This window comes from Allocoprobacillus halotolerans (assembly GCF_024399475.1).
Lineage (GTDB): Bacteria > Bacillota_I > Bacilli_A > Erysipelotrichales > Coprobacillaceae > Allocoprobacillus > Allocoprobacillus halotolerans.
Genome location: NZ_CP101620.1, coordinates 136,138 through 157,771, shown reverse-complemented (window position 1 = coordinate 157,771; position 21,634 = coordinate 136,138). Strand labels below are relative to the sequence as shown.

The 21,634-nt window shown below is 31.6% G+C and carries 31 protein-coding genes and 2 pseudogenes; 9 read left to right on the top strand and 24 right to left on the bottom strand.

The features are described from left to right. Positions 1-20: 20 nt before the first annotated feature. From NMU03_RS01010 to NMU03_RS00910, 23 genes and pseudogenes are all read right to left on the bottom strand, one after another. Entirely contained in the window at positions 21-191 is a 171-nt protein-coding gene (locus tag NMU03_RS01010; RefSeq protein ID WP_290140530.1) for a hypothetical protein, read from the bottom strand. Between the two features lie 42 nt (positions 192-233). Continuing rightward, positions 234-2,154, bottom strand: a pseudogene (tet(44), locus tag NMU03_RS01005) (tetracycline resistance ribosomal protection protein Tet(44)). 49 nt (positions 2,155-2,203) lie between these two features. Continuing rightward, the gene (locus NMU03_RS01000) at positions 2,204-2,731 is read right to left on the bottom strand and encodes a PadR family transcriptional regulator (RefSeq protein WP_087302312.1); all 528 of its coding nucleotides are present in this window, start codon (positions 2,729-2,731) and stop codon (positions 2,204-2,206) included. Between the two features lie 12 nt (positions 2,732-2,743). Further along, positions 2,744-3,094, bottom strand: a complete 351-nt coding sequence (locus tag NMU03_RS00995; RefSeq protein WP_087302310.1) for a VOC family protein — start codon at positions 3,092-3,094, stop codon at positions 2,744-2,746. A gap of 313 nt (positions 3,095-3,407) precedes the next feature. Then, entirely contained in the window at positions 3,408-3,617 is a 210-nt protein-coding gene (locus NMU03_RS00990; protein WP_290140529.1) for a DUF3784 domain-containing protein, read from the bottom strand. A 70-nt stretch (positions 3,618-3,687) separates the two neighbouring features. Continuing rightward, the gene (locus NMU03_RS00985) at positions 3,688-4,464 is read right to left on the bottom strand and encodes an LPD28 domain-containing protein (RefSeq protein WP_290140528.1); all 777 of its coding nucleotides are present in this window, start codon (positions 4,462-4,464) and stop codon (positions 3,688-3,690) included. After that, positions 4,406-5,131, bottom strand: coding sequence for a hypothetical protein (locus NMU03_RS00980; protein ID WP_290140527.1), 726 nt, complete (start codon positions 5,129-5,131; stop codon positions 4,406-4,408). Before NMU03_RS00980 ends, NMU03_RS00985 begins: the two co-directional genes overlap by 59 nt. Beyond that, positions 5,115-5,747 carry a hypothetical protein gene (locus NMU03_RS00975; protein WP_290140526.1) on the bottom strand — a complete coding sequence of 211 codons (633 nt, stop codon included), beginning with the start codon at positions 5,745-5,747 and terminating at the stop codon, positions 5,115-5,117. The genes NMU03_RS00980 and NMU03_RS00975 overlap by 17 nt, the downstream gene beginning before the upstream one ends. A 74-nt stretch (positions 5,748-5,821) precedes the next feature. Further along, positions 5,822-5,947 (bottom strand): hypothetical protein, encoded by a 126-nt coding sequence (locus NMU03_RS00970; RefSeq protein ID WP_283092206.1) that lies wholly within the window; start codon positions 5,945-5,947, stop codon positions 5,822-5,824. Continuing rightward, a complete protein-coding gene (locus NMU03_RS00965; protein WP_290140524.1) occupies positions 5,937-9,410 on the bottom strand; it encodes a SpaA isopeptide-forming pilin-related protein in 3,474 nt (1,157 codons plus the stop codon). The genes NMU03_RS00970 and NMU03_RS00965 overlap by 11 nt, the downstream gene beginning before the upstream one ends. A gap of 161 nt (positions 9,411-9,571) precedes the next feature. Then, on the bottom strand, positions 9,572-9,706 hold the full coding sequence (locus NMU03_RS00960) for a hypothetical protein (protein WP_255376276.1): 135 nt from the start codon (positions 9,704-9,706) through the stop codon (positions 9,572-9,574). A gap of 243 nt (positions 9,707-9,949) precedes the next feature. Then, a complete protein-coding gene (locus NMU03_RS00955; RefSeq protein ID WP_290140522.1) occupies positions 9,950-10,909 on the bottom strand; it encodes a ParB/RepB/Spo0J family partition protein in 960 nt (319 codons plus the stop codon). A 13-nt stretch (positions 10,910-10,922) separates the two neighbouring features. Beyond that, positions 10,923-11,744, bottom strand: a complete 822-nt coding sequence (locus tag NMU03_RS00950; protein ID WP_290140520.1) for a ParA family protein — start codon at positions 11,742-11,744, stop codon at positions 10,923-10,925. A 538-nt stretch (positions 11,745-12,282) separates the two neighbouring features. Further along, positions 12,283-12,372: a GGGtGRT protein gene (locus tag NMU03_RS17455; RefSeq protein ID WP_353956643.1), complete on the bottom strand. Its 90-nt coding sequence runs from the start codon at positions 12,370-12,372 to the stop codon at positions 12,283-12,285. Between the two features lie 153 nt (positions 12,373-12,525). Then, positions 12,526-12,984 carry a tyrosine-type recombinase/integrase gene (locus NMU03_RS00945; RefSeq protein WP_290140518.1) on the bottom strand — a complete coding sequence of 153 codons (459 nt, stop codon included), beginning with the start codon at positions 12,982-12,984 and terminating at the stop codon, positions 12,526-12,528. Beyond that, a complete protein-coding gene (locus NMU03_RS00940) occupies positions 12,951-13,301 on the bottom strand; it encodes a site-specific integrase (protein WP_290140516.1) in 351 nt (116 codons plus the stop codon). The genes NMU03_RS00945 and NMU03_RS00940 overlap by 34 nt, the downstream gene beginning before the upstream one ends. 21 nt (positions 13,302-13,322) lie before the next feature. Continuing rightward, positions 13,323-13,403: pseudogene (locus NMU03_RS17450) on the bottom strand (hypothetical protein); the annotation flags it as partial. 19 nt (positions 13,404-13,422) lie between these two features. Continuing rightward, positions 13,423-13,626, bottom strand: a complete 204-nt coding sequence (locus NMU03_RS00935; protein WP_290140514.1) for a hypothetical protein — start codon at positions 13,624-13,626, stop codon at positions 13,423-13,425. Positions 13,627-13,953: 327 nt separating this feature from the next. Continuing rightward, positions 13,954-14,163, bottom strand: coding sequence for a GIY-YIG nuclease family protein (locus NMU03_RS00930; RefSeq protein ID WP_435372919.1), 210 nt, complete (start codon positions 14,161-14,163; stop codon positions 13,954-13,956). Positions 14,164-14,377: 214 nt separating this feature from the next. After that, the gene (locus tag NMU03_RS00925) at positions 14,378-14,890 is read right to left on the bottom strand and encodes an SNIPE associated domain-containing protein (protein ID WP_494337179.1); all 513 of its coding nucleotides are present in this window, start codon (positions 14,888-14,890) and stop codon (positions 14,378-14,380) included. Then, positions 14,890-15,123 carry a hypothetical protein gene (locus tag NMU03_RS00920; RefSeq protein ID WP_290140511.1) on the bottom strand — a complete coding sequence of 78 codons (234 nt, stop codon included), beginning with the start codon at positions 15,121-15,123 and terminating at the stop codon, positions 14,890-14,892. The genes NMU03_RS00925 and NMU03_RS00920 overlap by 1 nt, the downstream gene beginning before the upstream one ends. A gap of 42 nt (positions 15,124-15,165) precedes the next feature. Then, a complete protein-coding gene (locus tag NMU03_RS00915; protein ID WP_290140510.1) occupies positions 15,166-15,444 on the bottom strand; it encodes a hypothetical protein in 279 nt (92 codons plus the stop codon). A 12-nt stretch (positions 15,445-15,456) separates the two neighbouring features. Further along, entirely contained in the window at positions 15,457-15,906 is a 450-nt protein-coding gene (locus NMU03_RS00910; protein ID WP_290140508.1) for a helix-turn-helix domain-containing protein, read from the bottom strand. Positions 15,907-16,055: 149 nt separating this feature from the next. Here NMU03_RS00910 and NMU03_RS00905 point away from each other — a divergent pair, with 149 nt between their 5' ends. After that, the gene (locus NMU03_RS00905) at positions 16,056-16,277 is read left to right on the top strand and encodes a helix-turn-helix transcriptional regulator (RefSeq protein WP_290140506.1); all 222 of its coding nucleotides are present in this window, start codon (positions 16,056-16,058) and stop codon (positions 16,275-16,277) included. 197 nt (positions 16,278-16,474) lie between these two features. On the opposite strand, the gene NMU03_RS00900 is transcribed toward NMU03_RS00905, so the two are convergent. Continuing rightward, positions 16,475-17,137: a hypothetical protein gene (locus NMU03_RS00900; RefSeq protein ID WP_290140505.1), complete on the bottom strand. Its 663-nt coding sequence runs from the start codon at positions 17,135-17,137 to the stop codon at positions 16,475-16,477. Between the two features lie 168 nt (positions 17,138-17,305). On the opposite strand from NMU03_RS00900, the gene NMU03_RS00895 reads away from it, so the two are divergent. The 8 genes from NMU03_RS00895 to NMU03_RS00860 all read left to right on the top strand — a co-directional run bounded on the left by NMU03_RS00895 (position 17,306) and on the right by NMU03_RS00860 (position 21,627). Next, positions 17,306-17,473 (top strand): hypothetical protein, encoded by a 168-nt coding sequence (locus tag NMU03_RS00895; RefSeq protein WP_290140503.1) that lies wholly within the window; start codon positions 17,306-17,308, stop codon positions 17,471-17,473. Between the two features lie 8 nt (positions 17,474-17,481). Then, complete coding sequence (locus NMU03_RS00890; protein WP_290140501.1) at positions 17,482-17,736, top strand: helix-turn-helix domain-containing protein; 255 nt, start codon at positions 17,482-17,484, stop codon at positions 17,734-17,736. Positions 17,737-17,791: 55 nt separating this feature from the next. Next, complete coding sequence (locus NMU03_RS00885) at positions 17,792-17,941, top strand: hypothetical protein (RefSeq protein ID WP_290140500.1); 150 nt, start codon at positions 17,792-17,794, stop codon at positions 17,939-17,941. Then, positions 17,928-18,071: a hypothetical protein gene (locus tag NMU03_RS00880; protein ID WP_290140499.1), complete on the top strand. Its 144-nt coding sequence runs from the start codon at positions 17,928-17,930 to the stop codon at positions 18,069-18,071. Before NMU03_RS00885 ends, NMU03_RS00880 begins: the two co-directional genes overlap by 14 nt. Positions 18,072-18,192: 121 nt before the next feature. Beyond that, positions 18,193-18,876 carry a lambda-exonuclease family protein gene (locus NMU03_RS00875; RefSeq protein ID WP_290140497.1) on the top strand — a complete coding sequence of 228 codons (684 nt, stop codon included), beginning with the start codon at positions 18,193-18,195 and terminating at the stop codon, positions 18,874-18,876. A gap of 32 nt (positions 18,877-18,908) precedes the next feature. Further along, positions 18,909-19,214, top strand: a complete 306-nt coding sequence (locus tag NMU03_RS00870) for a hypothetical protein (RefSeq protein WP_290140496.1) — start codon at positions 18,909-18,911, stop codon at positions 19,212-19,214. Next, a complete protein-coding gene (locus tag NMU03_RS00865) occupies positions 19,201-20,667 on the top strand; it encodes a DUF1351 domain-containing protein (protein ID WP_290140494.1) in 1,467 nt (488 codons plus the stop codon). The genes NMU03_RS00870 and NMU03_RS00865 overlap by 14 nt, the downstream gene beginning before the upstream one ends. 12 nt (positions 20,668-20,679) lie before the next feature. Further along, positions 20,680-21,627 (top strand): recombinase RecT, encoded by a 948-nt coding sequence (locus tag NMU03_RS00860; RefSeq protein ID WP_290140492.1) that lies wholly within the window; start codon positions 20,680-20,682, stop codon positions 21,625-21,627. Positions 21,628-21,634 lie beyond the last annotated feature (7 nt).

Genomic DNA, 21,634 nt, shown 5'->3' with positions numbered 1-21,634 from the left:
TTTGTTTAACTAACTGGAACTTATTCCTCTTTAGAGTCGTCGATTACTTTTCCAATTCGGTTACCAATCATAAAACCTAAAAATCCTATAATTGAACACCAAACGCTTCCAGTAAAGTAAATTGCTACTCCGGTTCCTATTGCACCTACAAGGCTTCCTATCACAGAACAGATTCCTTCTGCTTTTTTCATATACAATCTCCTCTACAAATTGTAATTTTAGTGAATAGTAACTTAATTTTCTTTTTTATTAAACATATGGCGTACTTTATCTATTCGATTATTTGGTCTACGTGATTGAATAACTGGTTCACAAGTAGCAATTTGATAATCTTTTAATTCTGTCAAAAAAACTGCTTGCCCATTTGTATATAGAGTTAAAGTATTACGATATTCATTAATACAACGTACAGGAATATGTCCTGTAAAAATAACTTCATCATTTTTTGATTGACTTGTTTCAATTATTGCACAATGTTTTTGTGCATCTTTATATGCACGAGAAAAGTATCCCTCTGGTGTAAAAAGTATAAACGAAAGATATGGCTCTAATAATTGCGTTCCCGCTTTTTTCAATGTTTGTTCAAGTACAATTGGGGCAAGAAAGCGAAAATCCGAGGGAGTACTAACAGGGCTATAATAAACACCATATTCAAAACATATTTTACAATCTGTCACTTTCCAACCATACAATCCTTGCTCCAGTCCATAATTAATACCTTCTCTTACTGCATTTTGAAAACTTTGATTTAAATAACCGAGTGAAACTTTGCTTTCGTACTGTATTCCAGTGCCAATTGGAAGTGGAGTTATTGATAATCCAATTGATGCCCAAAATGGATTTGGTGGTACTTCAATATGAATAGTATAATCTGCCTTTTGTAATGGCTTTTCCAAATAAATTACGGTTGGATCTTCGATTCTTATGTTTATGTGATATTTTTCAATCAACAGAGAACAGATAACTTCTAACTGCACTGTTCCTAAAAAGAAATGATGATTTCATGTGTTATCGTATCAACATAATAACGTAAAAGAGGATCAGTATCTGCAATTTCTGTAAGAGCATCCAATAATTTTTCTCTCTCTTCTATTTTTATCGGTTCAATTCTTGTTCGTAGTATTGGTACAGTCTTGTCATTCCATACATTGCATGGCAAAATCTTTTCATTTCCTATAATATCGTTCAATCTTAATGTATTGTTAGGTATAATAAAAATATCTCCAGAACAAACTATTTTTGTCTGTATCATTTCCCCATTTGAAGGAATATATATTTCTGTAAGTTTCATTTTCTTTTTTCTGGCAACATAATTGTATCTCGTAAGTGTAATGTTCCACTATAAAGACGCAAATAAACTAATCTTTGCTTATGGTCTGTATATTCAATTTTAAAAACTCTTCCACATAGTTCTGAATCATTCTCATTCATTTCAGAACAAAAAAGATTTGAAATAGCTTCGATAAGTTGTTGAGTCCCTATATTATTTCTAGCACTTCCATGGTATATAGGAAACAACGAACCTTTTTTAACACACCTATATTCTTCATACATTAATTCTTGTATAGTCAATTTTTCTCCTACAATATATTTTTCTAAAAGTTTATCATTTTTGGAAATTACAGGATCCCAATCATCTAAATCAATGATATTTTTAATTGATATTTCTGGAGTTAATGTTACATTTTGCATAACAATAATATCATTTGAAAGTTTTTCTTTGATATTTTGATAAATATTATTTAAGTTAATTCCATCCTGATCTATTTTATTTATAAAAATAATTGTTGGTATATTCATTTTTTGAAGTGCATGGAATAGTATTCGGGTTTGTGCTTGTACACCATCTTTAGCAGAAATTACTAAAATTGCTCCATCAAGAACAGATAAGGAACGATACACTTCTGTTATAAAATCTGTATGTCCAGGAGTATCTACAATATTGATTTTGTAGTCATTCCAATTAAAAGAAGTAACTGCTGCCTGAATTGTGATTCCACGCTGACGTTCTAAAAACATAGTATCTGTCCTTGTTGTTCCCTTATCTACACTGCCTAATTCTAAAATTGCTCCACTTGTATAAAGCAGACTTTCCGTTAAGGTCGTCTTTCCTGCATCTACATGAGCAAGAATACCAATGTTGATTATTTTCATGGAATTTCCCTCCCTACAAATTTATCTTTTAACTTAAAATCAATATTTGCTAATTTTGTTCTTTTAAACTATTCTCAAAATCAATTATCCACTTTTCTAATGTTTCTACTAATGCTAATTGTTGTTTGAACATTTGTTTTCCAACATTAGGAATATGTTGTCTATGAGAACGTCTTTCATTTAGTAATTCTTTTAATTCTAATATCTTTGATTTTATATTAGAAACAAGAATCTGTTTTTGTTCATCATCTACTAAATCTAAATTCGTGATAATAACATTAAAATCCAAATATAGACTAACATCAGAATTTGAAATATCATTCATAAGTTTATTAAAATAATCATTACCTTTGTTAGTAATAGTATATATTGCTTTATCTGGCATATTTCCCTCTTTCTCTTTATGGCTAACAATATATTCTTTTGATTCTAATTGTAATACTTTCTTATAAATAGACTGTTCACTAATTTTTACCCATCTTGGTATATTACGATATTCTATATTTTTTTTAATATCATAAGCACTTTGTGATTTTTGTTTAATAAGTCCTAATAATACCAAATCTATATTTGACATAATCTCTACTCCTTACTTAATATAATCTGTAACGCCAAGTCTATTTCCAAATGGATCTTCAAACTCGACTGCATTACCAGTTCCAATTTTAAAAGGCTCACTCAAAAATTTTATATCATTATTCAACATTTCTTTATAGAAGATTGCAACATCTTCTACTTCAAACCATATTGTAGGCTTTAAATTCTCAAATTTATTTTTGTCTTTTAAAATTATTGCAGGTTCTTCATTTCCAATATTATAAGCAACCATTCCCTTATCAGAGAAATCAAATTTCTTTTTTAACCCCAATATTTCCTCATAGTATCTTTTTGCTTCTTCCATATTATCTACAGGAAGAAAATAATTGTCATAATTTTTCATATATTTAATGTCCTCCTTTCTACTATAAACTACACTACTATATTTTATAGTAGTTATCGTTAAAAGTCAATATATAATAAAAAAATAGATTAGTTGCACTGAACTAATTTATTTGTATAACTGCCTGTCGTACAAAAAAGACTGTCATTACTGACAATCTTTTTGGTAAATTACTATTTGTATTGACGGTATTTTTTAGGATTTATCTTAGGTATTATAATTGATAGAATAACCATTATTGCAATTATCCCAAGTCCAACACATAAAACAAAATCATTGTGATTAAAGCTGCCGTATAATAAAAGAAATGCTCCTATTCGCAGAAAACAACGCATTTTCCAAACAAATGACATATTGCTTTCTCATTGTATGTTGCTTTTTCTTCTTTACTCATCGTATTCCATCCAGCAAGAAACCAAGTACCCTTTTGATTATAAATATTCACACCCCACACTACTGCCCCCAAAGAAATTGCTAATGTAAGGACTATCTCGAAGAAATTCATATTTTCAACTCCTTCCATAAAAACACCTTGATAACTTTCAATTTATCTAGTTTGATTATCTCATAAAAAAATTTGTTTACAATATATATTAACGAACATAATTATTTTTACTGATAGGATATTTTCTGAAGTAATCATGAATCAAGATACTTTTAGAATCATTAAATAATATATCTTTAGTCTCATCTACATTTCTATATCCATGATGTAATACAATCTTCTTTGTAGTCAATATGGTTCCCCAAAAATTAACACGAATAGATTTTCCTATCATTGTAATTATTCCATCTTGATTATCATCACACTGACACTCATATTTGTATAACCCCTTAGGCAAATCTTTACTATCAATTCGATAGGGTGTGAATAAAGCAGGTTTATTGAAAATTGTTATTTCCTGAAATCTTATATTTTCCAGTTTTATCTTTTGTAGGTTGGGTATATTATTGTTTTTACTGTTCTTATAGAGTTGATATAGATTTCCTTGAATCAGCACGTCTTTGATCGAATGAACCTGCTGTGTTTTTATTAACACACTTAAATGTTTATCAAATCCTTTTTCATGTTTAAGGTATTGATATGCTCTAAATACGTCCATGATGTAATCATCTTTATCAATAATCTGAGCTAGATATTTTAAATTTTCGTTACTTTGATGTGTAAACTTGAATCTTACATGAATAAATTTAACATCATAAGGATAATATCCTAACTTGCGTAGGGAATTAGAAACATGATCATATCCTTTTGAAAGGTCAATATATACTTTTTTATCATCATTCTGTAATATCATCTTGAATGAATTTTCATCGCTCATATCTCTTTGTTCCTTTGATTGGCTTTGTTTTATTTCTTTCAAATTCAAGATGTTTGCTCATGATGACTTGACATCGCTCTCTATAATCCTTGAAAGCATCTGTGTAACTTGAAAAATAGTGACCAGCATAATATCCATATTTTCTGTTAGGGGTAGTATCCCATGTCACATAAGGTGATGGGGAGATAGAGCTATGTCCTAGAACAATCGCTCTGCTTCCAATACTTGTTTCAGCAATAATTTTATATGGTCCGTTTGCCTCCTGATAAAGATCAAAAATATTTATGTGATCTGAACTATATAATGAAATGACTTGTGAAGTGATTTCATGTTGTTGGCAGTAAGACAAATATTTCTGGAGTCCTTCCATATGAAAAATGTCGTCACGCCAGTTATCGATGGTGTACCAGATGCCACAATGCTCATCTATTGTCATATATTCTATCTCAAACCCATTTTCAAGATCATCCAATAGATAGTCCTCTATGTTATAGTCCCATTCAAGAATTTTCATATATTCTGATTTTCCTTGAATATTTTCACGAATGCATCTGATTTCATCAGGATCATTTTGAGATACAGCTATTGCCTGAAATCCAATTGTTCCATCTTCATTTTTAAGTGACAGAACTTGACTGATGACCATATCGGATTCTTCCTTATCTCTAAATGTTTGATAGGAATTATTGATGAAATCCTTAACTTCTTTCTTCATTTTCAGTTCTCCTATCAAGAATCTTGTAGCAAAGTTCATTTCTGAGTTCTAGCGAAGTGATCATACGGTTATTACTTTCTATAATGGTTTCGGCTAGTTCCTTAGATGATTCAAATGTGACTTCACCCAAAAAATCATGAATGAAATCTGGAAAATATCCACAGCTATAGTGAGATAAAAAAGTAGAAGTAAGACCAATTCCATAACAGAAAGACATATAATAAATGAGACCATCATCAAAAATATCAATGCTGTGATAATAATTGTCTATAAATCCCCATAATTCAATATGAAAGTCAATGGACATATAGATAATCTTATAACCCTTCTGCATTTGCTGAAGAACATAACCTTCAATACATTCTTTAAACAATTTTTTGTATTCTTGCTTTTCATAGCGAAGGTTTTGAATGGGAATTGATTTAGCTCTTGCTTTTGGGCGAAATAGAAAAGATTCATCTGGATTGATTTCATTTGAAATACCAGCTGCATAATAATCTTTTCCATTGATTTCCTTGACAAGAATAAAATCAATATGTGGGTATTCGTATAGATTTGAATTTTCTATTTCATTGAGGACCTTTTCTATATGTTCCACTTTGGTTTTAAAAATCATAGTTTTCATTCCTTTCCTTGTTTAAGTATTTAAAAACAGGCAGCAATGATGCCACCTGCTTTTAAAATAGATTGTTATTGTTTTTGTTTCATTTCAATGAGTTTTCTTTTTTGTCTTTTGACTTTGACATATATCTTGATGCCTAAAACAGCTATCATGATTGATAATGTTACTGTTATAATCCATAGGCTACTGTTCATTCATGTCACCATCTTTTTTTGATTTTCTTAATATCACTAGGGTTGCGATTCCTGCCATTGCCATGACTACTAGATATAATCCTGTTTGAGAATCATCTCCAGTTTTCACAACAGTTGTCTTAGGTTGATCTTTCATAATAACTTTTTGAATTTCTCCAGTATCAGCAATAGTAAATTCCACATCACTGGCAACTTCATATCCTACTGGGGCAAGATCTTCATGTAGGATATAAATTTTTCCTACTTCCAGCCCTTCGATTCTATGTGGTTCTTTCTCTGAAGTCCATTGTTCAATCACTTCTCCTGTTTCCTTATCAGTCAAAGTGAGTTTGGCACCTTCGATTTCTTTTTGATTTGTTGCATCGACCTTTGATACCTCTACCTTTGTGATTTCATCTTTCATAGTCACTTTTGTTGGAGTTCCATCAGCATTGACTGTAAAAGTTATATCACTGGCTGTCGCATATCCAATAGGTGCTAAGTCTTCGTGAAGTGTATATTCTTCGCCAACCAAAAGCCCTCTGATGATATGAGATTCTTTGCCTGAAACCCATTCTTCAACGATGTTGCCATCTTTATCTTTTAACGACAAATGAGCACCTTCTAATTCTTTTTCATCAGTTGCATCAACTTTAGAAATTTCAGTTGTTGTTTTTTCATTGATGACGTTGATTTCTTTTGTATAGATGACTTTATCACTATGATCATAGCTTAAATCAATATCATAAACAGTATCGTTTGGTACATATCCTTCAAGAGTCTGAACTTCTTTCAGTTCATATTTTCCTAATGGAAGATTTCCAATATGGATTTCTCCAAGTTCGTTGGTTACATATAATCCGTTTTCAGAAATATCTACCGATACTTTATCACCAGCTTTATACAGTAATGTATTTCTTCCATCTAATGAATAGATATCTTCCTTTGCTGTTAATTCAAATGTAATGCCACCTAATGGTTCTTTTGTATCCTTGTCAGTCTTAAATAAATTAATCTGTCCATATGGAGCAATATTAGTGACATTGATTTCATGAGTATATTCCTTAGTAGTTGTATCTTCTGCCTTGAAGATAATGTCATGAACAGTTTCATCTAAAACATACCCTTCATTTGTCAATGTTTCCTTTAATTCATATTCACCCATGAATAGATCGTCAATAATAATTTGTCCATTGACATCCGTTTTTCCTTTAGCAACAGTTTCTCCTTTTTTGAAAAGAATAGAGCCATCTATTCCAGAAACAATATCATTTTTTGCAGTCAACAGATACTCAATATCTGTCATGGCTTTACCAGTCTCCTTATCTGTTTTATTGATGATGATTTTTCCTTTAGGCTGAGCATTGGCTACCTTAATTGTTAAGATAGGAGTTTCATCTTCATCCATGTCATAGTCGTGCTGATTTGTAATTGTAAAGGTAATTGGTTCTTCCAATTCAAGGAAACCATCAGGAACCTTGATTTCTTCCACCGTGTATGTTCCTGCATCCAATTCTAACGGTAAAGTCACTTCTCCTAATTTACCAAAAGAAGTAATTACTTGATTCTTAGAATTCGTTGTAAAAGTATCAATTTTTTGTCCAGCAACTTTTTGAACAACATAATTACCCTCGCTGTTCTTAATCTTGAAACTTGCACCATTTAAAGTGACTGTCTTTCCTGTTTCTTCATCAACTTTAATTAATTTAACCTGTGAAGTGAAAGGTCTATTGTTGATATTAATAATCTTGATTTGTTCAATATCTTCATATTCGGTATAATCATCAGTCACACTGATTGTAAAGTCTGGAGCAGTAATATAGTCCTTTGGAGTCTTTGTTTCTTTGACTAGATATTCTCCATGAGGAAGATACGGTGTTGTTGCACGACCATTTTCATCAGTAGTAATTACTGCATAGGTTGTAGCATTATCCCATCCTACATGATTGACTTCACTTTTCAATTTCCATGTAAATTCTGCTCCTTGCAGTCCTTTTACAATACCAGAAATTCCATCTTTTTCACCTGATTTGAACACCTGAATTTTTTGCATGTTGACACGATTTGATGTATCTGCTTCTTTGACAACTTTAGAAACTGTCTGATCTTGATACTCAAGAGAAACATTGATAATAGAAGTATTTAAAACCAATGAATCATTTGATGATGTTTCCTTGATGTAATAATTACCTAAAGGAAGATCATTCCAAGTGATTTTTCCATCTTTGTTTGTTTTCTTTGCTGATACTAAAGCGTCTTTTTCATAATATGTTTTTGTTCCAGCTTTATTTGTGATTCTTTCTTTGGCACGCAATTCATAAGTATTGCCTTCCAATGTTGCATCACCAGTTAAGCCATTTGTTTTAGAAGAATCAATGGATTTTGTTAATTCTATCTTTCCAGTTGGTTCGTTATTGGTAAATTCAATAGAAGTTGTTTCATTTGGTTTTATTTCAAATGATTTCTCACTTACATTGATAAGATATCCATTAGCAGATTTTGTTTCTACTGCTTTGTATTCACCAGGAACTAATCTATCTAATTTGATTTTTCCATTTTTATCAGTTGTGTGTGTTTCATCAAAATCATTTGGTCCAGTAATGCGATAAGATGTTTCAGCAATTGTAGATGTTTTATCATCATTGTATTTTGTTAGTACAAGCTTTCCAAACTGATTGACTGTCACTTTCATTGAAGTCTGCATGACATCATCAATTTTGAAACTTGCAACTGCTTGACAGTCATCAGCAGTATAATAAATGCTGACTCCAGTTTCACTTGCAGGAATGTCTTTCTTCAATACAATATTTGCTTTGGTAATAGATGATGTACCTTTTACAGTTAACGTATTTCCACTGATCTTAACATCTAGACCACCATCGTCTACAACTACCATATCTTCCAAGACACCTTTTGTATCAGTCAAGGTCAATGTTTTATCTGCATCAATGTTGTGTGTCTTATTGGCAAATGATGGAGCCATATAAAACTTATCAACATCAGCTAGAATTTCTTTCCACTTTTGCTGAACCTCTGCATAAGTGTAGGCTGTTGGGGTTCTCACCCACTCCAGATCATCTCTTTCATGAATTTCTCTCCAAAGAAGTCCCTGAGTGATTGCGTACCAATCCTTATCCGTTCTTCCTGCAACTTTCGTTCCATAATAAGCTATCAAAGACAATCTCTTTGCCTTTTCTTCACTGATACCAATATCTTTATATGTTCCAGCTGTTACTTTCTTGTTGTTACGAAAAGTTGTAAAGTAATCTACACAGAATACAGGCTGATTGTCAACCAACAAGTATCCCTCTGTTCCATGTTCACTTCCATCGGTAGGATCAATAAGAATCCAATCCTTATATCGAATTGAACTGGTTGTTCCAGTTAATGCAAACGCATTTGTAACAAGTCCATTCATTAACATCATGACACTTGCTATGCAAAGAACTGATTTCTTTGTTATTGTTTTTATTTTATCTAACATTTTTCTTCTCCTTTGTATTTTTATTCTTTATTTGTAGTGTTTTAAATAAAAAGAATGAACATGGAGATCTTATTTTAGTCTTCATATTTATATTTCCTTTCCAACAAAAAAGACACCTCATGTTTGAGATGCCTTTAATATCTTGCTTATTTAATTTTGATTTAATTTATATATGGTGCAATATTCTTTTCTATTTGTTCAACGTTATATTCTTTACGTTTTTGCTTTTCTTCACTATCTGAAGTTAGATAAACAGCTAAACCTATGATAAATAATGCTATTAATATTTTCTTCATAACAATCACCTCTTGTTATGATTATAGATAACTCTATTTTTTATAACAAATGTATGAAATCATATAAGTATTTCTATATATAATGAGTTAGTTATAATATAAAGTGAATTTAAGAGTCCAAAGGTGATTCCTTTCGGAATGTTAAGGGGGTTTTAGGGGGAAAAACAGTCACGACTGGCAACGAAAAAAAGCGTACTACCCCCATGAATACGCTGAAATTTAATAATTCTGCAATTTTATCATTCACATGTGTGAATATAAATTATCTAGAATGTTCTCTTTCTCTTTTTTATGCCATTCACCCAATAATTTGAGAATAATCTCCTTTTTTTGGTTAGGTGTATAGGATTTTGGAAAATATTTATTAATTTCCTCCATCTTGAGACTTATTTTTTCCTTTTGGTTTGGCTTGTCCGCCAGTAACATATCCATCATCATATCTTTAGATAACTCTTCATTTTGACTTTTACGTTTCAATTCCTGAGCCTGAGCAAGACTAGGGGTAGCTAAAGTTTCCTTGATGACTTCAACGAGTTCGTTTTGTTCCTTGATTTGAAGAAATGATAGTTCATAGGCTGGATTCAATGCGATAGTAAATCCATCTTCATGAATTTCATCAACCATATTTCTTAATTCTTTAACCAAGTATGTTAATCGAATAAATCGTTGAATTTGATTTCTACTTTCTCCAACCTGTTCAGCCAACATATCATCGGCTCTTTTTAACTTTGTCCCAACTTGGGACGAAGTTAAATCATTACGTTTTCCTTGATGTTTCATTGCTTCTAATTTCATACGATAGGCAAATCCACGTTCAGTTGGCAGAATATGCTCACGTTGAATATTGCTATCAACCATGATGATGGTTGCTTGGTCGTCATCAAGTTCTCTTACAATAGCGTCGATTTCCGTTATCCCATTTTGCTCTAACGCAAATTTTCTCCTGTGCCCTGATACCATCTCATATCCACCATTTTTATCTGGTCTGACAAGAGCAGGCATTAAGACACCATTTTCTTTTACGCTGTCAATCAGTTTTACCATGTCCTCGTCCATACGGACATGAAAAGGATGCTGTTTGAAGTCATGAATTTCACTGATAGGAATTTTCATGACCTTTTCAAGTCTGGCTTCCTGTCTTTGTTCCTCAGTGGAGAAAAGAGTATCTTCAAATTTAGGAAGTCCTAAATCAAATTTGTTCATGATATTTCAACTCCTATCTTTCTGGTGTACCTTTATGTTTTGACCTTTCAATTTTTGTGATTTCCTTAGTTAAATCTTCATAAGCTTTAGCCACGTTACTGTCTTTTGCGTGCTGATATACACTTTTTCCGGATACACTGGCTTCAGCAGCTTTAACACCAATAGGAATAATCGAATTAAAGACTTTGATATGTTTTCCATAATTTTCTCTAATTGTGTCCACTGTACTTTTTCCCAAATTGGTCTGCATATTAGCAAGAGTGATAGCAACACCAAGTATATCGACCTTTGGATTGATTTGATGTTTTACTTTGCCGATTGTATTCAGTAACTTAGTCATTCCTTTGGCTGGAAGATACTGAGCTTGTACAGGTATCAGAATATTATCGGCAGCAGATAACGCATTGATTGTCAGCATCCCAAGAGAAGGGGGACAGTCAATCAAGATATAGTCATAGTGTTGTTTGAGAGGGCTAAGACACATATCAAGAACACGTTCACGATTCATGACACTTACTAGCTTTAATTCAAAGTCAGCAAGTTCAATGTTGCTTGGGATTAAGTCAATCTGTTCCTCGTGGTGAATGATTAGATTATTGTAATCAACTTTCTTATCATAGATAATATCATTCATTGCTTTTGATATAGTGTTTTCCATATCATCAGTATTCTTTAATCCTAAACAAGCAGATAAATCTCCCTGTGGATCAAAGTCTACCATTAATACTTTTTTGCCTTGATTAGCTAAACCTATGCCTACATTTTCAGTAGTCGTGGTTTTTCCTGTTCCACCTTTTTGATTTGCAACTACTATTACATTGCACTTCTTTGCCATATAAATTTACCTCCTTTCTCATGGCCAGTGCTAAGACTGGCTATGTAATTTTTGATGATGGATACTTTTTCTTACTAATAATAAATTGATTATTAGTATATTTAAAATATAAGAAAAATATCTAAGAAATCATAATTTACGGAATAAAAAAACTTATACGTGAGTGCTAAATTTTGAAGAAAAATATAGCGACGTATAAGTATCAAAAAAATGTATTTGTTAGTAACGTGTTAGTAACCGAAAAACTCTCACTAAGTCTGAAATGCTCCCACCACGCACCAACAGACTTGTTGTTGATTAAAAAAGTATCGATGAACAGAAAGAAATTTAAATTTTAGTTTGTTAGTAACGTGTTAGTAATTTGTTAGTAACTGTGTTAGTAACCTGTTAGTAACCTGTTAGTAACTGAAAAAATCGTTAGGAGTTTCATAAAGTTTTAACACGTTTATTTAATATAATCCGAAATTTTTACTGTGCCATAAAAACAAAAAAACTCTGATTAAATCAGAGTTTTTCGCAATATTTAGAAAATACCTAATTATTTACAAGCTTCTTCGATAGCTACAGCAACAGCAACAGTTGCTCCAACCATAGGGTTGTTACCCATACCAAAAACAAGTGAATTCAATCTTGTATTTAATAGCTGTTTTGTGTCTATTTCACAAGAATATTTGCATTTTATTTATAAAATACCTAATTTTATATAGTTGTTTTGTATATGTTTAATAAGTATGCATCTAAAATATTGCTAAAAAGGTGTCAAAAATGGTGTCGAAAATAATTAATTATAAAGATTGGTTGTCTGAAAATTACTTGTCTTTTCATTGTCTAATTCTGTGTAAATATCAGCGGTTGTTTTATAGCTAGAATGACCAGCTAACAATTGTGTTACTTTTATATCGACCCCATTGTTATACAACTGGGTGATGAAGGTATGTCTAAGCATGTGATAGTGAAAATCAATGTTAAGCTTTTGAGAAGCTCTTTGTATTGATTTCTGTATCTTTCTTGGTGACATACATCCCATATCTTTATCACATATGACAAACTCACTTTCAGGATACTTTTTAAAATGCTCTTTTAAAATTTCATACAGTTCATTCGATATTGGAACTTTTCTGTAACTTGAATTTGTTTTCAATTCAGATATTCTTATGTCACTTCCTATGATCTGAAGCTGCTTGTTAATTGAAATGTTTCTGTTGATCATATCCACATCTTCTTTTTTATTCCCAGGCATTCACCTAAACGAATACCAGTATATAGTCCAATATATAGTGCAACAATATAATTATCATATTCAACTTTTTTGTTTATATTTGGATGACTATAGTTATCTATAAATTGTTTAAACTCATCTATTGTGATTGTATTTTTCTTTTTCAAAGTTTTTAAGCCATTTAGTTTAAGCTTTACATATGGTTTCCTTATTATATAGTTATTATTATATGCATACGTAAAAACTCCATTAACAACTCTGTATATGTTTTCTATCAATGTTTTTGTTTCAGTCTTTGCTTTTTCATTGAAGAAGTTTTGAATATACTCATAATCCAATTTAGATATGTCACAGGGACCTAGCGTATTTTTTAGATGTTTATTGTAAGTAGACAATCTGCAATATTTGGTTGAGTCCTTTGTAAATGGATCATTATTTATATAGAGATTGAAAATATCATTAAAAGTATATTTCTTGGTCTTTATATTGATGTTTTCGCTGATTTCTTTCTTTTTTCAGCTTCATAGATTTGAGCTTCCTTTTTTGTAAGAAATCGCTCTTAGATATTCTTTTCTTGTTTCCTGCATAGTCTACATATTTTATAAATACTTCAAAAACATATCCATTCTTTGCTTTCTTGCTTTCTCTTTTTCTAATGCTCATAAAAACACGTCCTTTCATTTGTATTTGCCTTAGACGTGCTCTTATGGTAAAATTGAGTACGTAAAAGGACATTCATTAAACATTTTAATTTACCTAAATTTCCAATTAAAGTCTTTTTACATTAGTGCATTGCCAGTGCACTTTAAACTTCTCTGTTGCCAGCAGGGGAGTTTTTTTGTTATAATGTAGATGATCCTAAGTTACTCGTGTGGGCTTAGGACATTTTTATTTATTCATTAATAAGTTGTTTTATTTTGAGTGACTCTCTGTATTGCTCAGCATCAGGTATTTCTTTAAACTTGATTAATTTATCATGATTTTCTTTTACTACTTTTTCAATTTCTTCAAGAGGAACTCTAAAAATTCTTTTCTGCCATTTATCATGTTTACTTTATTTTTTTCGAATACATGATGTAATGTGGCTTCTAATTTTGGAGCATCTTCACTGAAAATCATTGCATGAACATCAAATTTAAAAGGTACTGATGCATCACCAAGTTCGTCTATTCTATCCTGGGGATCTAATCGACGAGTCATGCCTATTTTATATACACCTTCACCGAATGATCCAATATTAGAAATTATATAAACATATCCAGCTTTCTGATTGGCTTCTCTATAATCTATATCTTTTAAATTGTTTTCTATTTCTTCTAACTTTATATCTAGTTCTTTTATTTTATTTTTTATATCTTCTACTTCTGAATCCGGAGAATTAGCTAGTTGAATTAGTAACTGTTCTTTTGCTTTTTCATAATGAGCTTGTTCTTTTGAAATTTTTTCTGGCCTCGTTGATTTCTTTTTGTAATTTTGCTTTTTCGCGTTCTTCTTCTCTGGCAGCTTTTAATATTTCTTTTTCTTCCTGTCTTTTGCAATTATATTCATGAACTAAATGCAATTCATCAATTTTTAAAGATAAATATGCTTTTGTCATTGATATCTTATTTCTTTGATTTAATTTATCTAATGCGTGAACACATTTCTTGATTCGTTCTTCGATTTTATCAAAATTGTTAAATTTGACTTTTGATATTAAGACATCACACTCGTTATTGAAAGCTCTAAGATACATTTTCATATTATCGTTATTCATTGCTCTTCCTTTTGATTTGCTGCCATCTAATGTCCAACTGTCATACCAATTTAATGCTGTTTTATTTTTTATCATTTCTTTTTGCTTTGCACGTATTTTCTTTATTTCTTCGGAATATTCTTCGCTATTTGAAAAATCATACTTTGGTTCATATAAACCAAAATCGTTTATTAATTCAGTTGTAAAATCAAGTTCTTCAATTGTCTGTTTTTTTCGTTTATTTGCTTTTGTAATTTTTCTATTTCTTGATTGCTTAATGAAATGGTTTCATTTAACTTTGTGTATTCTTCTCTAGCTTTTTTGGTAAGGTCTTGAATTTCAATATATTCTTTAGCTCCCAAAGATTCTAATTGTTCCTCCAATTCAGCTATCCTCTTAAGCTCTTTTTTATTGAATAAGCCCATAACAATTTATCCTCCCCTGTATTTTTAAACACTAATTGTGCTTTATTGATTTAAAATATAATTTTCTTTTAAATCCTTTACCATCATGTGAGTTTCTTGCTCACATCTTTTTTCATACTCAGCAGGACAAGAAAAATGATTTTCAAAGATATGTATCATTTCGTGCACCAAAGTTTCTTGCTGCTGGTATGATGAACACCTAGAATTGATAATAACCAGATATTCATTCCCATTGTAATATGCAAAGCCATTAACGTAGCTTGGCATGTTTGTGATTTTCAAGTTAATGTTATACCAACGTAGAAAATCTTCAAAGCTCATAATTATCACACCTTACTTAGTTTCTTTATTAAATGTGTCGATAATCTTTAATATTTGTGCTAAGTCCTGTGGTTCTAATTTCTTTGCTTTGTCAAACAAAATAACTAATTGATCATTTGCATGTATCTCATTGTACAGATCAATAAGATTTGGATAGTTATCTTTAAGGTATTCAACGTTTTCTTCGTAATTACCTAAACTATCATTTTTTGAATAAAACTGTACTTTCTCTTCTGCTTCTCGTATAACATCAGCATAATTTAAACATAACGCTTTACAAATTATTTCTAATGTATCCATATCAATTCGAGAAGCACCATCTTCATATCTTTTTAAAGAACTTTTTGTTTTTATATTGCCAATCTTATCAACTAACGTATCAAGACTTATCTTTTGTAATGTTCTTTCTCTTTTTAATATGCTCCCAATTTCTTTATAAAGCATCATATCTATTTTTGCCATTTTCTCACCTTCTTTAAATACATTATATCAAAAAAATGGTACATTACAACATAAAACTATAAAATTGTGCCAAAAAAGTGTTGCAAAAACAAACGAGAGATGATAATATATGTATGTGCCATAAAAATGGAACAGAAAGGAGCGATATAGTGGAAAAATACACAGTTGAACAAGCTCGAGGGTTAGCTAAAATATCCCAAAAAAGAATGAGTATATTATTGGGTATGAGTGAAAATGCTTATATTAACAAAGAAAAAGGGGAAACTCGATTTTATGTTGATGAAGCTCTAAAATTTTCTAACATAGTTGGAATACCATTTGAAAACATTATATTTTGTAATGTAAATTTTTTTAAAAAGAATGTGCCATAAAAATGAAACAAAAAAAGAAAGGGTGATTGACTTATGAGTAATGTTGTAAAAATAGGGAGAGAAAGCCATGGATAAGAAAGATATTACTGATTTTCTAAAAAAGAAAATGATATAGAATGGCTTGAATTATTAATTAAATTCATAGGATCTCATATTGATTTTTTAAAAGCTGTAAAAGAAATAGAAAAAGAACAAAATTAATTGTTCTTTGATTCTATGTTATTAAGTTCTTCTAAATCTAGCTGACTAATAATTTTAGATATGCAGGCATGTATAAATCTTTTTAAATCATTAACGTTATAATCATCATGCTTATTAAAAGTATGTGAATGATCATTACCCAGCCATGATATTTTTCTAAATATTGGCTCAAATTCAGATGATTTAAAATATTTATCTATAGTTTGTTTTAATGTTAGTTTAAGTATTTCCTGTTTATCTATATTTTTATTGAGATATGCTGCATAGTCTTTAACCAATATTTCAAAAGCTTTTCGAAATGCTAAGCCTGTTATTTCATTCAATCCCTCATTATCAGCAATTAATGCTTGTTTATATACTGTACAAAAATCTGGAGAGATTAAATCGTTCAACCTACTATCAAAATTTATTTCTTCAGGGATTACTTTTGGATAAACATGATAATTTACAATTTGATCGAAATCACCATAGTAATCACTAAGAATTAATTGATCTACGAAGAAATATTGTTTACAAATTGGACACTGCATAACAGCGAGCCATTTTGTATGATTGTTGCTGAGACCATTGGCATACTCTGTATTAAATATAAGATTTGGTTTTATTCCTTTACCACAGTGGGGACAAATTGAAACTATATCTTCTATATCAGAGTTCATATTAATTCACCTCACTTTCTATAACTTAATTATAGCAAAGTGAGCTTAGCAAACAAATAGTAAAGATTATCGACAAGTTTATTTTAGCAGATTTTGAAAATTGAAGTTTTTAAAAATAGTATTTTAACACCGGAAAAACGGAGTTAAAAGCAGAAAGTAGGGAAAGTTATGAAAAATAAAGAAATCTTAGAACTTTTGAAAAAGGTTAGAAACATTGAAGATATTCAACAGAAAATGTTAGAGGAATATGAACTTCCTGATGATATGGAAATTACGGATAGCATGATGCTTGGCTACTTACTAGGGTATATCAATAAAATTCTTGAAAGGAGGTGAACAGTGAAATGGAAGTCATCAGACAGACCAGAATGTTGAGAGCTGAAGAAGTGAAAGATGATTTAGGGATTTCTACAGTTCAATTGAATAATTTCATTACATTAAAAATACTCAATCCTATTTTTCTTGGTAAAGGCTGGAAGTTCAGTCAAAATGAAATCTTGGAATTTCAGGAGAAGTACAAAGGTATGAATTTAAGTAATTACACTTTGGCCAAAGAAGCAAAAGAAAAAGTCGATGCGGCAACATCGACCAAAGATTAATTAAAAGTGAAAATTAATCATCTTTATTATAGGTGGTTAGAAAGGGGAAATCAAGATGATGAAGCATGTTTTGTTTGGATTGATGATATTCTTTGCTGTTTTGACGTTTTTCAGCAGAGGAAATTCATCTTTGGTATGTGGACCGTTGGTATTTGTGACAACATTGCTATTTGGAAAAGAGGTTGAAGCCGATGAAGATGAGTAGACCAGATTTAGTTGTACCTTATCAGGAATTGCCATTGAGAGATAAGCTATATCCGTATTTTTTATCAATAGCAATTGCTATAGCAACGGTGATTATTGTAATTATGGCTAGTGTGAAAGGAGTGGGGTAATGTGACCAAAAAGAAGAATTAGAACAGGAATTATTTGTCTTAGATATGAAGGACCATCTCACGCACGATGACTTCAAAAGACGCAGTGAAATCATGCTTGAGTTAAGAGAGTTGGAATCGCATGAAGCTAAATGATTTCTTTGATCAATGCCATGTCTATGAAACAGTTGATAAGTCACCAGAATGGTTATCACAGCGCAAGACAGGAATAGGTGGAAGTGAAGTTTCAATCATCCTAAACATTAATAAATATAAGACTCCTTATGAACTATTCATGGAGAAAAAAGGTAACTCAGCAGCCAAACATATAACAAATACAGCTATCGAAAAAGGGAATAGACTTGAGCAACCGTTAATTGATGTGTTCTTTGCATTACATCCAGAATATATTCCAATCAATACAAAAAGCATATCACTGAAATCAAAACAATATGAATTCATGAATGCCAATCTGGATGGAGCGCTCCTGGATCAGGAGAAAAACAAGTGTGTTCTTGAAATCAAGACGACAACCATTCAGAACAGAGACATGCTTAATGATTGGGGCTACTGGGATAATGAACAGGGTGTATGGATTGAGAGAGTACCTGATGCTTATTATTGCCAAGTGCTGCATTACCTGATTGTTACAGGTTTTGATAAAGCGGTTATTTATGCATTGCTTGATTTTGCCTATAAGGATGGCCAGGAAACAAGAGAAATCACGATACATAAAGAAGATGTGATTGAAGACATGCAGTATATCATTACAGAAGAAAAGAAGTTTTGGAAGATGCTGGAGGATAACACTCGCCACCTTTCATGAAGATGAACTTTAGATAAAAAAAGAGGTAAATTATGCAGAAATTGAAGTATACAGATAATGGCATTTCTTATATAGAAAATGTGGATTTCTGGAAATTTGTAAATGCAACATTGAATCCAGATCCAATCTGTGGGGAATGTCTGAAACCAATCGCAAATGAAAAGTTTGTTCTGATTCCAATATTGAATGAAGTTTATTGTAAAAAATGTGCTAAGGAAGTATTACAGCAAATGAAATGGTATGAAAAAGACAGAAATATTCATGATGCTAGAACTCAATACTGGTGCAGAGCATTTGGAATAAATATCGAGGGAGGAAAAGAAAATGCAGTTAAATAAAGTACAGAATGAATTTCTTGGATGTACGTCAGCCATTGCAGTTGACAGCCAGGAACAATTTTTAAAGCTTAAGGAATGGATGGGTATACAAAACCTATTCCTTCAGGACGGAACACCTGTGACACAGTTGAATACAGATGTAACGAATAAACGTGTAGCATTCTATCGTGATGATATTGGAATGTTTGTAGGATATGATCATCCAGCAAACATTGGAATGAATTATTCAATCAAAGAATTCAATGAAGCTTTTCCTGAAGCAGAAAACTATGAACAGAGAAGCTTGTTCGGTGATGATGCTGCAAGCATAAGACCACCTGAAGATGATCTGGTTGCTGATCCAATGGAAGACATCGTGGAAACTGAAGTGAAAGAAGTGAAAAATGAACTTTCTTTGGCAGAAACGCTGAATCAATTAGAAGTGGGTACAATAACACCTGCAACAATTACAGGGAATGTCATTGAATTCAAGGATACAGTCATTAACGCAATCAACAAATACAAAAACATTGTTGTTACACAGGATAATTTCAAAGAATTAACTGATACACGCGCAGACTTGAATAATAAGAAGAAAATCATCACTGAAAATAGAAAGAACATTAAAAATGAAGCTTTGAAAGAAATTAATGAAGTTTATGATGCCATGACAAATATTATCAAAGCCATTGATGATGTTGTTGGTCCATTGGATAGTGAAATCAAAGGATTTGAAGCAAAGGAAAAAGAGGCATTGAAACAAAAGATGATGGAAACAACCATCAATCCAACATTGGATATGTTGATCAAGCAAGAAATGCTTGACGATGATACACGAAAGGAATTTACTTTCAAGCCATCATGGACGAATGCATCTGCGTTTACCAAAACTGGAAATCTAACCAAAAAGACAACAGATGAAATCAACGCTGAATTAAATCGAATCGTTGAACTCTATAATCAGAAACAGAAAGATATTGAAACAATTAAATCAACGGTGACTCAGTTGTCTATTGCACATGGGTTGGATGCTCAATTGAATGCTGACACATATGTTGAGTTGTATAAAAAAGGAACTTCCATGCCTGATGTTCAACAAAGAATCAATCGTGATGTTGAAATGATAAAGAATGCAGTGCAAAAGGAAGCTGATAAAAAGGCTCAGGAAATCGTTTCTAAGCAGCAAATGCAAAACCATGAACAAAATACTGAAATTGCAGAAAACACTTCACAGGAACAAAATAAACAATCAAACATTACAATGCTAACAGATGAAAAGACTGGTGAAGTATTGGCAAAAGGAAATGATCATCAGATTCTTGCACAAATTGCTCCAACGCCAGAGAAATTTGAAGGAAAGACATATGAGTATACATATTCATTCAGTGGATCATTTGGAGTAATCAAGACCTTCAGTAATATTTTAAAATTATTATCAATGATGTTTAAGGACTTCAAATATGAAAGAAAATAGGAGGAAAAGAAAATGGTACAGAATAATTTAACAAAAGCAAAGAGTGCACCTAAAAATGGAATAAAGGCATTTAATAATCTTATTCAATCAAATATCATGCGAACAAAGATCTATCAGATGGTTGGTAGAACAGATGCACAGGAGTTCATTACATCCATTACAAGTGCAGTCAATAACAATCCAACACTTGCTGAATGTGACTCACAATCAATCATCAGTGCAGCATTATTGGGGCAAAGCTTACATCTTAAGCCAAGCCCTCAATTGGGATATTTCTATATGGTTCCTTTTAATAATAAAAAGAAAGGCTGCAAGGAAGCGCAGTTCCAGATTGGTTATAAAGGCTATCTTCAGTTGGCCATTAGAACAGGAGAGTATGTTGACATTGATGCTATTGAAATTCGTGAAGGAGAATACAAGGGACGTAATCGCCTCACTGGTAAGCCGGAATTCGAATTTGTAGATGATGATGCTGTTAGAGAAAATCTTCCTGTTGTTGGCTATATGGCCTATTTTGAGATGAAGAATGGATATATCAAACGTTTATACTGGTCTAAGGAAAAGATGATCAAACATGCAGATGAGTATTCTCAGGCATTCAGCGCGAAAAAGTTAGAAGAACTTCAGGCAGGAAAAATTCCACAGAACGAATTATGGAAATATTCTTCTTTCTGGTACAAGAACTTTGATGAGATGGCCAAAAAGACAATGCTAAGACAGTTATTGTCAAAGCACGCTTTATTGTCAACGGAAATGCAAAAGGCCATTGAAGCTGATCAGGCTGTTATCAATGAAGAATTACAGCCATCATATGTTGATAATCCAGATGTCATCGATAACGAAACAGTAACTCCTGAAGAGCCACAGCAGATTGAAGAAACTGTTGGTCCAACAATTGGTGTTAATCAGTTTGCAAAAGAACCTGTTATGGAATCATTAGATGATGATCCAATGGCATAGGAGGAAT